The sequence below is a fragment of the Bacillus sp. UNC437CL72CviS29 genome, from assembly GCF_000482345.1.
GTDB lineage: Bacteria > Bacillota > Bacilli > Bacillales > Bacillaceae_G > Bacillus_A > Bacillus_A arachidis.
The window spans coordinates 540205-555685 of sequence record NZ_AXVB01000003.1; the positions used below are offsets into that span (position 1 = coordinate 540205).

Genomic DNA, 15481 nt, shown 5'->3' on the forward strand with positions numbered 1-15481 from the left:
GAATCGGAATGAATGCCGAAATTATTGCGGTTGGAACGGAATTGTTACTCGGACAAATTACAAATACAAATGCGAAATTTTTATCTGAAAAATTAGCATCCATTGGAATCAATGTGTATTATCATACTGTTGTAGGTGATAATAATCAGCGGTTACAAGAAGCAATTCAAATTGCAGAGAAGCGTGCGGATATACTTATTTTTACTGGTGGATTAGGACCGACAAAAGATGATTTAACGAAAGAAACAATTGCTTCAACTTTGCAAGAAGAACTTGTTTATGATGAAGTGGCATTAACGTCAATTAGTGAATATTTTAAACGTACAGGGCGTGAATTCACAGAAAACAACAAGAAGCAAGCACTTGTTTTAAAAGGATCGACTGTATTTGCAAATGATCATGGTATGGCTCCGGGTATGGGGTTAGCTAAGAACGAGAAGGTTTATATTCTATTACCAGGCCCACCAAAAGAAATGAAACCGATGTATACAAGTTACGTAGAGCCATTTTTACGTAACTTTACAACTGAAGAGCATATATATTCCCGTGTTCTTCGTTTTTTCGGCATTGGAGAATCCCAACTGGAAGTGAAAGTTCAAGATTTAATTGATAGTCAAACGAATCCAACAATTGCTCCGCTAGCTTCGGATGGGGAAGTAACGCTGCGTTTGACCGCTAAACATCGTGATGTAAAGCAAGCAGACGTGCTCATTCAACATGTAGAAGATTTGATTTTAGAGCGAGTAGGGGAATTTTTCTACGGTTATAACCAAGATTTTCTTCATAATAAAGCAATTGATTTATTGAAGAAAAAAGGTTTAACTTTAGCATCTGCGGAAAGTTTAACAGGCGGTCTGTTTGGAAATCAAGTAACAGAAAACGCGGGTGTATCTTCTGTATTTAAAGGCGGCATAATTTGCTATCATAACGATGTAAAACAACATATTTTACAAGTACCTGAAGAAGTATTACAAACAGTTGGTGCTGTAAGCGAACAATGTGCGCGTTATCTTGCTGAAAATGTAAAAACATTATTGAAGACAGATATTGGTGTTAGCTTCACTGGAGTGGCAGGACCAAATGCTTCGGAAAATAAAGAACCTGGTACTGTTTTTGTAGGTTTAGCGATAAAGAATGAACCAACTATTGTTTTTTCTCTTAAATTAAGCGGAAGCCGTCAGCAAATTCGAGAACGCTCTGTGAAATATGGATTTTATCATTTGTATAAAAAGCTAGAAGAGATTTAAACCTCTTCTAGCTTTTTTGTAATGAAAATCATACATTCTTCTATAGAAAACAAAAAAATCGAATAAATGTTCGATTTTTGTTGGCAAATTGATATGAAAATAGGTATAATGAGATTAGCAATTCAGTTAAGGAGGAATTTTGAATGAGTGATCGTCAAGCGGCATTAGATATGGCGTTAAAACAAATAGAGAAGCAATTCGGTAAAGGTTCTATTATGAAATTAGGAGAACAGGCAGAACGTAGAATTTCTACGGTACCGAGTGGTTCATTAGCACTTGATGTAGCTTTAGGTGTTGGTGGTTACCCACGTGGCCGTATTATCGAAATTTACGGACCTGAAAGTTCAGGTAAAACAACAGTTTCCTTACATGCGATTGCAGAAGTGCAACGTCAAGGTGGACAAGCAGCATTTATTGATGCTGAGCATGCGATGGATCCGGTATATGCACAAAAGTTAGGTGTTAATATTGATGAGTTACTATTATCACAGCCTGATACAGGAGAACAAGGTTTAGAAATTGCAGAAGCATTAGTACGAAGCGGTGCAATTGATATCATCGTAATTGACTCTGTAGCGGCTCTTGTACCAAAAGCGGAAATCGAAGGGGAAATGGGTGACTCTCATGTCGGTTTACAAGCGCGTTTAATGTCACAAGCACTTCGTAAGCTTTCTGGTGCGATTAATAAATCAAAAACAATTGCAATCTTTATTAACCAAATTCGTGAAAAAGTTGGGGTTATGTTCGGGAATCCAGAAACAACTCCAGGTGGTCGTGCGTTGAAATTCTATTCAACAGTCCGTCTTGAAGTACGTCGTGCTGAGCAATTAAAGCAAGGTAATGACATTGTTGGTAACAAAACGAAAATAAAAGTAGTAAAAAATAAAGTGGCACCTCCTTTCCGTGTTGCTGAAGTTGATATTATGTATGGAGAAGGAATTTCACGAGAAGGCGAAATTTTAGATATGGCTTCTGAACTTGATATCGTTCAAAAAAGTGGTGCTTGGTATTCTTATAATGAAGAACGTTTAGGACAAGGACGCGAAAATGCGAAGCAGTTCTTAAAAGAAAATCCAGATGTAAGAGATGAAATTGCATTCTTTATTCGTGAGCACCATGGAATTAGTGAAGATTCTGCTGCTGAAAGTATGGAAGATGGAACTCTTCTTGATTAATAAAAGACACGACTCCGTGTCTTTTATTTTTTATCTCACAATAATATGTAACAAGGCCTTTTTGTAAGGTTTTTTCCTTTGTTAGAACTGATTTAGTAAGGGTTGTTATCATTGATGAGTATAAACTTTTTTTGTAAAAAGAAGATTTACATGACAAAGGTAAAGAAAGTAAAAGTAGACAACGCTTGACAATGAAAAATGCGATAGATACAATGAGAATGTATATTTTTTCTTATATACGATACACTCTTCTCTAGAAGAGAAGTAACATTCGGGGTAGGTTCTATACCTTTTCGAAATAATAATATGACATTTTAATTGTGAAATGAAGAAAGTCCCTTAAAAAAGCGGGGCGACGGTCTTTGCTGTACGTTGCAATTCAATGTACATGCCGACAGTCTTTTTTCATTCATAGCAAGGGGAGGTGAAATCATGAGTAGTACAGTTTGGATACTCATCTCCATTTTGCTTGCAACAGTCGGTGCAGTTGTTGGCTTTTTTGTTCGAAAGTCTATTGCAGAAGCGAAGATTAATGGTGCAGCGAATGAAGCGAGACGTATTTTAGACGATGCGAATCGCGAAGCAGAAGCACTTAAAAAAGAAGCGCTTTTAGAAGCAAAGGATGAAATTCATACACTTCGTACAGAAGCTGAATTAGAAATTCGTGACCGTAGAAGCGAATTACAAAAACAAGAAAATCGTTTAATGCAAAAAGAAGAGAACCTTGATCGTAAAGACGAAACGCTCGATAAACGCGAGCAAATGTTAGAAAAGAAAGAGGAATCTCTTGTAGCGAGACAACAACAGATTGAAGAGTTGGAAAGCAAAGTGGGAGAGTTAGTTCAAAAGCAACAAACAGAATTAGAGCGCATTTCCAATCTGACACGCGAACAAGCGAAAGCGATCATTTTAGGGAAAGTGGAAAGTGAAATTTCTCATGAAATTGCCGTTATGGTAAAAGAAAGTGAAGTTCGTGCGAAAGAAGAAGCGGATAAGAAAGCAAAAGAGATTTTATCTCTTGCAATGCAAAGATGTGCGGCTGATCATGTTGCTGAAACAACCGTTTCGGTTGTAAATCTTCCAAATGACGAAATGAAGGGACGTATTATCGGACGCGAAGGTCGTAATATTCGTACGTTAGAAACGTTAACAGGTATTGACCTTATTATTGATGATACGCCAGAAGCGGTAATTCTATCAGGATTCGATCCAATTCGTCGTGAAACAGCTCGTATCGCTCTTGATAAGCTCGTACAGGATGGACGTATTCACCCAGCGCGTATTGAGGAAATGGTCGAAAAATCGAGACGTGAAGTGGATGAGTACATTCGCGAAGTTGGGGAACAAACAACGTTTGAAGTAGGTGTCCACGGATTACATCCAGACTTAATTAAGATTTTAGGTCGTTTGAAATACCGTACAAGTTATGGACAAAACGTGTTGAAACACTCTATGGAAGTAGCGTACTTAACAGGACTGATGGCAGCGGAGCTTGGCGAGGACGAAAAATTAGCGAGACGAGCAGGTCTGTTGCATGATATTGGAAAAGCAATTGACCACGAAGTAGAAGGTAGTCACGTTGAAATTGGTGTTGAACTCGCAACGAAATATAAAGAGCATCCGGTTGTTATTAATAGTATCGCATCTCACCATGGTGATACAGAACCAACTTCCATCATTGCGGTTTTAGTTGCGGCAGCAGATGCGTTATCAGCTGCAAGACCAGGAGCTCGTAGTGAAACACTTGAAAACTATATTCGTCGTCTTGAGAAGTTAGAAGAGATTTCAGAATCCTATGAAGGAGTAGAAAAATCTTTTGCAATTCAAGCAGGACGTGAAGTTCGCATCTTGGTAAAACCTGATACAATCGATGATTTAGAAGCTCATCGTTTAGCGCGGGATATTCGAAAACGTATTGAAAATGAACTGGATTATCCAGGACATATCAAAGTAACCGTTATTCGTGAAACACGTGCAGTGGAATACGCAAAATAAAGTGGTGAAGCACCACTTTATTTTTTTGTGTTGGGATTGGGCAATATAAAATAAATTGTTTGTAAACAACTTGGATCTCGCTATTTGCGGATAGTAATAAAATAAGCAGTACATAGAAAGGGTAAGACATATGAGAATTTTATTTGTTGGAGATGTAGTAGGGTCCCCTGGAAGAGGTATGATTCAACAATACGTACCAGCGTTAAAGAAAAAATATACGCCTACTGTAACAATTATTAATGGAGAAAATGCTGCAGGTGGTCGTGGTATTACAGAGAAAATTTACCGGAACTTTTTAGAGTGCGGTGCACAAGCAGTTACACTTGGGAATCATGCTTGGGATAACCGTGAAGTGTTTGAATTTATTGATGATGCTAAATATCTTGCAAGACCAGCCAACTTTCCGGAGGGAACACCAGGAAAAGGACTTATTTTTGTAAATTGTAACGGTACAGAAGTAGCAGTAATTAACTTACAAGGACGTACGTTCCTTCCGCCAATTGATTGTCCGTTCCGAAAAGTGGATGAATTAATTAACATTGCGAAAAAGCGCACAAATATTATCTTTATTGATTTTCATGCTGAGACAACAAGTGAAAAACAAGCACTTGGTTGGTATGTAGACGGACGTGCTACAGCAGTAGTAGGGACACATACGCATGTTCCAACAGCAGATAATCGTATTTTACCAAGTGGGACAGCTTACATTACAGATGTTGGAATGACTGGTCCATATGATGGAATTTTAGGGATGGATCGTGAAGCTGTACTGAAGAAGTTTTTAACGAATTTACCTGTACGTTTTGAAGTAACAAATGGAAGAACACAGTTAAGCGCAGTGTTAATTGATGTTGATCCAAATACTGGAAAAGCTAAAAAAATTGAACGTATTTTAATCAATGATGATCAGCCATTTTTTGAATAATATAATTTAAAAGTTAGAAAAAACATTATATTTTAATTTTTTAGAAAAATTACAGAAATTAAGCAGGAATACATGTCTTTCCTCGTGAATATAAGTTAAAGTGAAATAATCGCTAATACTTTTTAAAGAAACGAGGAGGAAACGAGGAATGGAAATATTAAAAGTTAAAGCAACTTCGGTCCCTAACTCTGTAGCCGGTGCACTTGCTGGGGTTATCCGCGAACGCGGAACAGCAGAAATCCAAGCTATTGGCGCAGGTGCATTAAATCAAGCCGTGAAGGCAGTAGCAATTGCAAGAGGATTTGTAGCGCCTAGTGGTTTAGATTTAATTTGTATTCCGGCTTTTACAGACATTATGATTGATGGTGAAGAACGTACAGCAATAAAATTAATTGTAGAACCTCGTTAAGTTTAAACAACCTGTTTGCTTTTATGCAAACAGGTTGTTTTTATGAGGAAGGGGGATAAAAGTGAAAGTTTTTGATGCACATTGTGATGTATTATGGCAACTATGGAGTTCAAAAGGAAAGAAGGATTTTCAAAACGATCCCTCTTTACATATTACATTTGAACAGCTGGAAAAAAGAAAAGGAAGCGTTCAATGCTTTGCGATATATGTCCCAGAAACAGTGCCATATGAACAACGTTTTGAAGCCGCGCTAGCTATGGTAGATATATTTTATAAGCAGGTATTATCGCTACCAAATATGAAATTGATTCAAACAAAAAAAGACATAGAGCAGTTAGGACCCAATGAAATTGGTGCCATTTTAACATTAGAAGGCGGCGAACCAATTGGAAAAGAAATGATGAAATTGCTCACGCTCTATCGCTTAGGAGTTCGATCTATGGGACTCACTTGGAATCATGCAAACTTATTAGCTGATGGGGCACTTGAAACGAGAGGAGCAGGACTTACTACGTTTGGTAGGAAGGTTGTAGAAGAACTGAATTCGTTTCGTTTATGGACAGATGTGTCTCACTTAAACGAAAAAGGTTTTTGGGATGTGATAGAAATTGCCCAATATCCAATTGCATCACATTCAAATTGTTATGAGCTTTGTCAACACCCGCGTAATTTGAAAAATGAACAAGTACAAGCACTTATTCAAAAAGATGGTGTAATTGGTGTAACTTTCGTTCCGGAGTTTTTAAGCAATCAAAGGCCTGCTTATATAGATGACATATTACGGCATGTGGAGCATATTTGTTCACTTGGAGGAGAGCGTAATATAGGGTTTGGTTCGGATTTTGATGGTATTACAAAAATGGTTGTCGGTCTAGAGGCGTATCGACATTATGAATGTGTAATCAATGAACTGAGTAAGCGATACAGTGAAACAAATGTCAAAAGGTTTTTATATGATAATTTCATTGATCATATTCTTTTCTAGATGCTTATTTTATATTGTCTTTTAAATTTAAATTCAAATAGTTAGAAAAGTTAAAAAATTAATAAAAATCAGACCAAATCATTGCATTTTTTTCATTGTAAGGCTAGAATTGTAGACGAATTAAGATTATGCAAAAGATTCAGGGAAGTCTGAAGAGGTATAATTTGCGTCCATTGTAGTTTCTTTGCACAAAAAGTGCTACACTATTACTGTAAAAAAATACACTACAATGAATGCAGCCAAAAGGGGTGTAGGAGATGATTAGTCAACTTTCATGGAAAGTTGGAGGACAACAAGGTGAAGGGATTGAAAGTACAGGAGAAATTTTCTGTATTGCATTAAACCGCTTAGGGTATTACCTATACGGTTACCGCCACTTTTCATCACGAATTAAAGGTGGTCATACAAATAATAAAATTCGCGTAAGTACAACTGAAGTACGTGCGATATCTGATGATTTAGATATTTTAATTGCATTTGATCAAGAAACAATTGACTTTAACTTCCACGAATTACGCCCGGGTGGGATTGTTGTTGCAGATGCAAAATTTAATCCAACTATACCAGAAAGTGCAGATGTGAATTTATATGCAATACCTTTTACAGATATTGCCTCTGAATTAGGGACATCATTAATGAAAAACATGGTTGCCGTTGGAGCATCTAGTGCGGTATTAGGATTAGATGAAACTGTATATTTAGAAGTTGTTGAAGAAATTTTCGGTCGCAAGGGAGAGCAAGTCGTTCAGAAGAATATGGAAGCAATCAAACGCGGCTCTCAATATATGAAAGAATTACTTGGTGAAAAAGTAAATATGATGCAGCTTGAAAAAGCTGATGGTCAAAAACGTATGTTTATGATCGGTAACGATGCAATTGCATTTGGTGCAGTAGCTGGCGGTGCACGTTTTATGTCAGCATATCCAATTACACCTGCCTCTGAAATTATGGAATACTTAATTAAAAAATTACCAAAAGTAGGCGGAACAGTCATCCAAACAGAGGATGAAATTGCCGCTTGTACAATGGCAATTGGTGCGAACTATGCTGGTGTACGTACATTAACAGCATCAGCAGGACCTGGCCTATCTTTAATGATGGAAGCAATTGGTTTAGCTGGTATTACAGAAACACCTCTTGTTATCATAGATACACAACGTGGTGGCCCAAGTACTGGTTTACCAACAAAACAAGAGCAGTCTGATTTAATGGCGATGATTTACGGTACACATGGGGAAATTCCAAAAATCGTAATGGCACCAAGTACTGTTGAAGAAGCGTTCTATGATATCGTAGAAGCGTTTAACTTAGCAGAAGAATACCAAGTTCCTGTTATTTTCTTAACAGATTTACAGCTTTCTTTAGGAAAGCAAACTGTAGAACCACTGAAGTTAGATAGAGTAGAAATTCGCCGCGGTAAGCTTGATTTACAAGTAGAGTTACCAGAGCGTGAAAATAAAGCTTACTTTAAACGTTACGAAGTGACAGAAGATGGTATTTCGCCACGCGTTTTACCTGGTATGAAAAATGGTATTCACCATGTGACAGGTGTAGAGCATGATGAAACTGGTAAACCTTCTGAATCATCACTAAATCGTAAAGCACAAATGGACAAACGTTTCCGTAAAATGGAGAATTTAAAGTTTAATACCCCTGTTTACAAAAATGCTAAGTATGATGACGCTGATGTATTGTTAGTTGGCTTTAACTCTACTCGTGGTGCAATTGAAGAAGCGATGGAGCGCTTAGAGCAAGAAGGATTAAAAGTAAATCATGCTCACGTTCGTTTAATTCATCCGTTCCCAACTGATGAAATTCTTCCACTTGTGAAGGGAGCAAAACGCGTTGTTGTAGTAGAAAACAATGCAACTGGTCAGCTTACTAACATTATGAAAATGAATCTTGGCAATGGTGAGAAAATTTCTAGTCTGTTAAAATATGACGGGAATCCATTCCTACCAAAAGAAATTTACAACGAATGCAAAAAAGGGGTTGTATTAAATGGCAACATTTAAGGACTTTCGTAACAGTGTAAAACCAAACTGGTGTCCAGGTTGCGGAGACTTCTCAGTGCAAGCTGCAATTCAACGTGCAGCAGCTAACGTTGGTTTAAACCCAGATGAATTAGCTGTTATTTCTGGAATTGGCTGTTCGGGTCGTATTTCGGGTTACATTAATTCATATGGCGTTCATAGTATTCATGGACGTGCACTGCCAATTGCACAAGGCGTGAAAATGGCAAACCGTGATTTAACAGTTATCGCATCTGGTGGTGACGGAGATGGCTTCGCAATCGGTATGGGACATACAATTCATTCGATTCGTCGTAACATTGACATTACTTACATTGTTATGGATAACCAAATTTACGGTTTAACAAAAGGTCAAACTTCACCACGTAGTGAAGCCGGCTTTAAAACGAAAAGTACACCGCAAGGTTCAATTGAACCAGCGTTATCTGTAATGGAAATGGCATTAACAGCTGGTGCGACATTTGTGGCGCAAAGCTTTTCAAGTGACTTAAAAGAATTAACGCAGCTTATCGAAGCTGGTATTCAGCATAAAGGGTTCTCTTTAATTAATGTATTCAGTCCATGTGTAACTTATAATAAAGTAAATACGTATGACTGGTTTAAAGAGAATTTAACAAAACTAAGCACAGTCGAAGGATACGATCCATCTAATCGTATGATTGCTATGCAAACATTAATGGAAAACAAAGGTTTAGTAACGGGTTTAATTTATCAAAATACAGAACAGCCTTCTTATCAAGAACTTGTAAAGGGATATAGTGAAAAACCTTTAGTGCAGGCTGATTTACAAATGGATCAAAAAATGTTTGATGAACTCGTTGCTGAGTTTATGTAATCGTAATAAAAAGCTGCTTAATGGCAGCTTTTTTATTCACTCATAAAATTCAGAATGTTAAAATAATAAGTGTATCGTCTTGTTAGTTAAATGGGTTTGTGCGCTGAAGTAAGTGGGTATGGTATGGTCTCTTTGTTGTTAAATTTGGCTAAACATCTTATACTATGATAGTGTGTATAGGAATAAAGTAATATGTTTTTTAGGACAAAGTTAAAACAACAAAAAAGGGAATGTCTATTGGTGTCGGGAGGACTCCATTCTTACGGATGGTTAGATCGACTACTCGAGTTTCAAAGGGGCAAGCTATCTCTCAAACTATCCTAATCTTTAAGATGGGTCTAATTGTCATCAAAATGGACTACAGAGTGTGTAGAGTTAAGGTTGAAAGGAGATTACCCATGAACGAGCAACAACGATTAGCAAGTCAACAAGCCAATTCTTCTATGAAAAAAGGAGAAAAAGATTACAGTAAATACTTTGAAAGTGTATATCAGCCGCCTTCTTTAAAAGATGCGAAAAAGCGCGGGAAAGAAGAAGTTAAAATTGAACGTGATTTTGGTTTGCCAGAAGAGTTTCGTAACTTTGGTGCAGGAAGAAAGTTTTATATCCGTACTTATGGATGTCAAATGAATGAGCATGATACAGAAGTAATGGCTGGTATTTTTACAGCGCTTGGATATGAACCAACATTTTCGACAGAAGATGCAGATGTGATTCTATTAAATACTTGTGCTATTCGTGAAAACGCTGAGAATAAAGTATTTGGGGAACTTGGACATTTAAAACCATTAAAACAAAGAAATCCGGATCTTTTAATCGGTGTGTGTGGTTGTATGTCTCAAGAAGAATCCGTTGTAAACAAAATTATGCAAAAAAACCAGCATGTAGATATGGTATTTGGTACACATAATATTCACCGTTTACCGTACATTTTAAAGGATGCGATGTTCTCAAAAGCAACAGTTGTTGAAGTATGGTCTAAAGAAGGAGATGTAATTGAAAACCTTCCGAAAGTACGTCGTGGTGATATTAAAGCATGGGTAAACATTATGTATGGATGCGACAAATTCTGTACATATTGCATCGTACCGTATACACGTGGCAAAGAACGTAGTCGCCGTCCAGAAGATATTATTAATGAAATTCGTCATTTAGCTGCAAATGGATATAAAGAAATTACGTTGCTTGGTCAGAACGTAAACGCATATGGTAAAGACTTTGAAGATTTAGAATATGGTCTTGGCGATTTAATGGATGAACTTCGTAAGATTGATATAGCACGTGTTCGCTTTACAACAAGTCACCCACGTGATTTTGATGATCACTTAATTGAAGTGCTTGGAAAAGGCGGTAATTTAGTTGAACATATCCACTTACCAGTGCAATCTGGAAGTACAGATATGCTAAAGATTATGGCACGTAAATATTCACGGGAACATTATTTAGAACTTGTACGTAAAATTAAAGAGGCGATTCCTGATGCCGTATTAACAACTGATATTATCGTTGGTTTCCCAAATGAAACAGACGAGCAATTTGAAGAAACGATGTCGTTATATCGCGAAGTAGGTTTTGACAGTGCATTTACATTTATTTATTCTCCACGTGAAGGTACACCTGCTGCAAAAATGAAGGATAATGTACCGATGGAAGTCAAAAAAGAGCGTTTACAACGTTTAAATGCACTAGTTAATGAATATTCTATAGAAAAGAATAAACGATATAAAGGTAAAATTGTTGAAGTATTAGTTGATGGAGAAAGTAAAAATAACCCTGATGTACTTGCAGGTTATACACGTACTAATAAGCTGGTAAACTTCGTAGCTCCAAAATCTGCAATTGGTCAGCTTGTGAAAGTAAGAGTAACGGAAGCAAAAACTTGGTCTCTAAACGGGGAATTGGTTGAGGAGCCGATCGAGGTGAAATAATAGATGAAAGTTTATACAAAAGATGAAATTGTTGAGCAAGCAAAAGAATTGGCGAAAATGATTTCTGAAACAGAAGAAGTAGATTTCTTTAAACGTGCGGAAGCACAAATTCATAAAAATGAAAATGTCAAACGTGCAATAGATGAAATTAAAGTACTGCAAAAACAAGCAGTAAACCTGCAGCATTATGGGAAATGGGAAGGGTTGAAAAAAGTAGAAGCGGAAATAGATGCTCTGCAAGATAAACTTGATAGCATTCCGGTTGTACAGGAATTTAAATCTTCACAAACATATGTAAATGATTTACTGCAGCTTGTAGCAAGTACCATTTCTAATAACGTAACAGATGAAATTTTAATTTCAACTGGTGGCAATGTGTTAAAAGGTGAAACAGGTGCTGAAGTAGAGAGTAAAAAAGGAAACTGTGGTTGTTAAGAGAGATGTCTTATGGACATCTTTTTTTTGTTTTTATTCTACTCTATAGTCTTTTGTCAAAAAAAGAATGACACATTCCGCTATTGTCACGCATATGATTAAGTGAATATTGATTGAGGAGGGTTCCGAATGTCCGAATTTAGAGAGATTATTACAAAGGCAGTAGTGGGAAAAGGACGTAGGTATACAAAGTCAACGCATACATGTGAATCAAATCATGAACCGACGAGTATTCTCGGATGTTGGGTAATTAATCACACATATGAAGCAAGAAAGAATGGGAAGTCTGTAGAAATTGAAGGATACTACGATGTGAATACGTGGTATTCATTTAATGAAAACACAAAAACAGAAGTTGTAACAGAACGTGTTAGTTATACGGATGAAATCAATGTTGGATATCGTGACAAAAACTTTTCGGGTGAAGATTTAGAAATTATTACCCGTGTTATTCAACATCCTAATTGTTTAGAAGCAATCGTTTCACCAAATGGTAACAAAATTGTTGTAACTGTAGAGCGTGAATTTGTAACTGAAGTGGTCGGTGAAACAAAAATGTGTGTAAATGTAAATCCAGATGGATGTCCAGAGGCTGAGGATAATTTTGAAGTAGATGACGATGAATTTGAAGAGTTAGATCCAAATTTTATTGTAGATGCAGAAGAAGAATAATAGAAAGCTAGGGAGAAACTCTTCCTAGCTTTTTACATGATGTGAATGAACATGTTTCAAGATAAAAATGTGCTATAATGAAGAGAGACTCCCAAAAGAGGAGATGAGAGTGTCCGTGAAGTGCGGCATATAAATATATAGCACATTTTTATGAAGTATGGAGGAAACAAATGGTTCAGTATACCCCGATGATACAACAATATTTAAAGGTCAAGGCAGACTATCAAGATGCCTTTTTATTTTTTAGATTAGGTGATTTTTATGAAATGTTTTTTGAAGACGCGGTTAAAGCAGCGCACGAGCTTGAAATCACATTAACGAGCCGAGATGGTGGGAGTAGTGATCGTATACCGATGTGTGGTGTACCGTATCATGCAGCAAAAAATTATATTGAACAGCTCGTTGAAAAAGGATATAAGGTTGCGGTTTGTGAGCAAGTAGAAGATCCGAAAACAGCAAAAGGTGTTGTACGTCGTGAAGTTGTTCAATTGATTACGCCAGGAACGATGATGGAAGGGCGCACAATTGATGAGAAAGAAAATAACTTCTTAGCAGCGTTAACTCATTTTGAAGATGGTTCTTATGCACTAGCTTGTAATGATTTAACAACAGGACAAAATACGGTAACATTGTTAACAGGTTCTGTAGAAGATGTCTTGTTGGAAGTATACGCAACAGGTTCAAAAGAAATTGTTGTAGATTCCACATTTTCAAAAGATGAGCTAAACAAGTTGACAGAAACATTAAAGATGACAATCTCTTATGAAGATGAAACGAAAGTTCCTGAAGGATTAGAGCATCTTGTGAGAAATGTAACCCAAACGAAATTAGTTACAGCAGTAGGACGATTATTAAATTATGTATTAAGAACACAAAAACGTTCATTAGATCATCTGCAGCCTGTAGATATTTATTATACAAATCAATTTATGAAAATTGATGTACATTCAAAGCGTAACTTAGAGTTAACAGAAACACTTCGAACAAAAGAAAAAATGGGCTCTTTATTATGGCTATTAGATAAAACAAAAACAGCGATGGGCGGTCGTATGTTAAAACAGTGGATGGAACGCCCGCTTATACAAAAAGAAAAGATTGAGGAACGTTTAGAAATGGTTGAAACGTTTGTGAATGACTATTTCTTACGTGAAGATTTAAAAGAAAAACTAAAAGAAGTGTATGATTTAGAGCGTTTAGCAGGGAAAGTTGCATATGGTAATGTAAATGCACGTGATTTACTGCAATTAAGACGTTCACTTCTGCAAGTGCCAGCTATTTTAGAGGCGATTAGTTTATTAGACAATTCTTACGCAGCAAGATTAATTCAAGGCGCTGATCCATGTGAAAGTTTAACAGAATTACTAGGCCGAAGTATTCAAGAAAATCCACCGCTTTCTATAAAAGACGGTGATATTATAAAAGATGGCTATAATGACCAGTTAGATCAATATCGCTATGTTAGTAAGAACGGAAAAACGTGGATTGCAGAACTTGAAAAACGTGAGCGTGATATTACAGGAATTAAATCATTAAAGATTGGTTATAACCGTATTTTCGGCTACTATATTGAAGTGACAAAGGCAAACCTCGCTTCGCTCCCAGAAGGGCGTTATGAACGCAAACAGACGCTTGCAAATGCGGAACGCTTTATTACAGATGAATTAAAAGAAAAAGAAACATTGATTTTAGAGGCAGAGGAAAAAATTGTACAGCTGGAATATGATTTGTTTACTTCACTACGTGAAGAAGTAAAAGTATTTATTCCGAAATTACAGCATCTAGCGAAAGTTATTAGTGAACTAGATGTACTGCAAAGCTTCGCGACAGTGAGTGAAGAAGAACAATTTGTAAAACCAGTTTTAACAGATAAACGTGAAATCTTTATAAAAGATGGTCGCCATCCTGTTGTAGAAAAAGTATTGAACGGCAAATTGTATGTTCCGAATGATTGTGTGATGCCAGAAAATATGGATGTCTTTTTAATTACAGGTCCAAACATGTCTGGTAAGAGTACGTATATGCGTCAATTAGCACTTGTTACTGTTATGTCGCAAATCGGTTGTTTTGTACCAGCAACAGAAGCTGTATTACCAGTCTTCGATCAAATCTTTACGAGAATTGGTGCAGCAGATGATTTAATTTCAGGTCAAAGTACATTTATGGTTGAAATGTTAGAAGCGAAAAATGCAATTGCGAATGCATCAGAAAGAAGTTTAATTTTATTTGATGAAATTGGCCGTGGTACATCTACGTATGACGGTATGGCACTTGCACAAGCAATTATTGAACATATTCATGATCAAATTGGTGCAAAGACGCTATTCTCGACACACTATCATGAATTAACAGTGTTAGAAGAAAGTTTAACACACCTTAAAAATGTACATGTTTCGGCTATTGAAGAAAACGGAAAAGTTGTCTTCTTGCATAAAATTCAAGACGGTGCAGCAGATAAAAGTTATGGTATTCATGTTGCACAACTTGCGGAGCTTCCAGATAGTTTAATTGCTCGTGCAAAAGAAGTATTAGCGCAGTTAGAAGGACAAGAGGAAATCATTATTCCGAAACGTGCAGAAGTCAAAATTCAAGAAGAAAAGGTACAAGAACCAGTTGTAATAAAAGAAGAGGTAGAGACACTATCAGAGAAGAACGAAGAAGCAGAATCACAGCTTTCGTTCTTTGCGGCAGAACAATCTCCTAAAAAACAAGAAAACCCTGTACTGGATCAAAAAGAAACGGCTGTCTTAACACAAATTAAAAAAATTGATTTACTTGATATGACGCCTCTAGAAGCATTAAATGAATTGTATCGTTTACAAAAAAAGTTAAAGAAAGGATGAGT

12 protein-coding genes are annotated in these 15481 nt (G+C 36.7%); all 12 read left to right on the plus strand.

Translation table 11 applies throughout. From position 1 onward, the window contains the following. The first annotated feature begins 8 nt into the window (after positions 1-8). The 12 genes from M014_RS0102995 to mutS all read left to right on the plus strand — a co-directional run bounded on the left by M014_RS0102995 (position 9) and on the right by mutS (position 15479). A complete protein-coding gene (locus tag M014_RS0102995; RefSeq protein ID WP_026590385.1) occupies positions 9-1247 on the plus strand; it encodes a competence/damage-inducible protein A in 1239 nt (412 codons plus the stop codon). 143 nt (positions 1248-1390) lie between these two features. Continuing rightward, positions 1391-2422: a recombinase RecA gene (gene recA / locus M014_RS0103000; protein WP_026590386.1), complete on the plus strand. Its 1032-nt coding sequence runs from the start codon at positions 1391-1393 to the stop codon at positions 2420-2422. A gap of 432 nt (positions 2423-2854) precedes the next feature. Further along, on the plus strand, positions 2855-4417 hold the full coding sequence (rny, locus tag M014_RS0103005) for a ribonuclease Y (protein WP_026590387.1): 1563 nt from the start codon (positions 2855-2857) through the stop codon (positions 4415-4417). A 130-nt stretch (positions 4418-4547) separates the two neighbouring features. Then, positions 4548-5342 carry a TIGR00282 family metallophosphoesterase gene (locus M014_RS0103010; protein ID WP_003199419.1) on the plus strand — a complete coding sequence of 265 codons (795 nt, stop codon included), beginning with the start codon at positions 4548-4550 and terminating at the stop codon, positions 5340-5342. Positions 5343-5490: 148 nt separating this feature from the next. Further along, positions 5491-5751 carry a stage V sporulation protein SpoVS gene (gene spoVS, locus M014_RS0103015; protein WP_000404341.1) on the plus strand — a complete coding sequence of 87 codons (261 nt, stop codon included), beginning with the start codon at positions 5491-5493 and terminating at the stop codon, positions 5749-5751. A gap of 61 nt (positions 5752-5812) precedes the next feature. Further along, positions 5813-6736 (plus strand): dipeptidase, encoded by a 924-nt coding sequence (locus tag M014_RS0103020; protein ID WP_026590388.1) that lies wholly within the window; start codon positions 5813-5815, stop codon positions 6734-6736. Between the two features lie 257 nt (positions 6737-6993). Next, positions 6994-8751 (plus strand): 2-oxoacid:acceptor oxidoreductase subunit alpha, encoded by a 1758-nt coding sequence (locus M014_RS0103025; protein ID WP_026590389.1) that lies wholly within the window; start codon positions 6994-6996, stop codon positions 8749-8751. Beyond that, positions 8738-9604: a 2-oxoacid:ferredoxin oxidoreductase subunit beta gene (locus M014_RS0103030; RefSeq protein ID WP_018764680.1), complete on the plus strand. Its 867-nt coding sequence runs from the start codon at positions 8738-8740 to the stop codon at positions 9602-9604. The genes M014_RS0103025 and M014_RS0103030 overlap by 14 nt, the downstream gene beginning before the upstream one ends. 398 nt (positions 9605-10002) lie before the next feature. Next, positions 10003-11532, plus strand: a complete 1530-nt coding sequence (gene miaB / locus M014_RS0103035; protein ID WP_026590390.1) for a tRNA (N6-isopentenyl adenosine(37)-C2)-methylthiotransferase MiaB — start codon at positions 10003-10005, stop codon at positions 11530-11532. A gap of 3 nt (positions 11533-11535) precedes the next feature. Further along, positions 11536-11967 carry a RicAFT regulatory complex protein RicA family protein gene (locus tag M014_RS0103040; protein WP_026590391.1) on the plus strand — a complete coding sequence of 144 codons (432 nt, stop codon included), beginning with the start codon at positions 11536-11538 and terminating at the stop codon, positions 11965-11967. 129 nt (positions 11968-12096) lie between these two features. Next, positions 12097-12639 (plus strand): outer spore coat protein CotE, encoded by a 543-nt coding sequence (cotE, locus tag M014_RS0103045; RefSeq protein WP_026590392.1) that lies wholly within the window; start codon positions 12097-12099, stop codon positions 12637-12639. Positions 12640-12809: 170 nt separating this feature from the next. After that, positions 12810-15479 carry a DNA mismatch repair protein MutS gene (gene mutS / locus M014_RS0103050; RefSeq protein ID WP_026590393.1) on the plus strand — a complete coding sequence of 890 codons (2670 nt, stop codon included), beginning with the start codon at positions 12810-12812 and terminating at the stop codon, positions 15477-15479. Positions 15480-15481: the final 2 nt, after the last annotated feature.

What these genes read in the sequence shown, in the direction of transcription:
- M014_RS0102995 (WP_026590385.1), top strand. Translation starts at nt 9, where the DNA reads ATGAATGCCGAAATTATTGCGGTTGGAACGGAATTGTTACTCGGACAA.
- recA (WP_026590386.1), top strand. Translation starts at nt 1,391, where the DNA reads ATGAGTGATCGTCAAGCGGCATTAGATATGGCGTTAAAACAAATAGAG.
- rny (WP_026590387.1), top strand. Translation starts at nt 2,855, where the DNA reads ATGAGTAGTACAGTTTGGATACTCATCTCCATTTTGCTTGCAACAGTC.
- M014_RS0103010 (WP_003199419.1), top strand. Translation starts at nt 4,548, where the DNA reads ATGAGAATTTTATTTGTTGGAGATGTAGTAGGGTCCCCTGGAAGAGGT.
- spoVS (WP_000404341.1), top strand. Translation starts at nt 5,491, where the DNA reads ATGGAAATATTAAAAGTTAAAGCAACTTCGGTCCCTAACTCTGTAGCC.
- M014_RS0103025 (WP_026590389.1), top strand. Translation starts at nt 6,994, where the DNA reads ATGATTAGTCAACTTTCATGGAAAGTTGGAGGACAACAAGGTGAAGGG.
- M014_RS0103030 (WP_018764680.1), top strand. Translation starts at nt 8,738, where the DNA reads ATGGCAACATTTAAGGACTTTCGTAACAGTGTAAAACCAAACTGGTGT.
- miaB (WP_026590390.1), top strand. Translation starts at nt 10,003, where the DNA reads ATGAACGAGCAACAACGATTAGCAAGTCAACAAGCCAATTCTTCTATG.
- M014_RS0103040 (WP_026590391.1), top strand. Translation starts at nt 11,536, where the DNA reads ATGAAAGTTTATACAAAAGATGAAATTGTTGAGCAAGCAAAAGAATTG.
- cotE (WP_026590392.1), top strand. Translation starts at nt 12,097, where the DNA reads ATGTCCGAATTTAGAGAGATTATTACAAAGGCAGTAGTGGGAAAAGGA.
- mutS (WP_026590393.1), top strand. Translation starts at nt 12,810, where the DNA reads ATGGTTCAGTATACCCCGATGATACAACAATATTTAAAGGTCAAGGCA.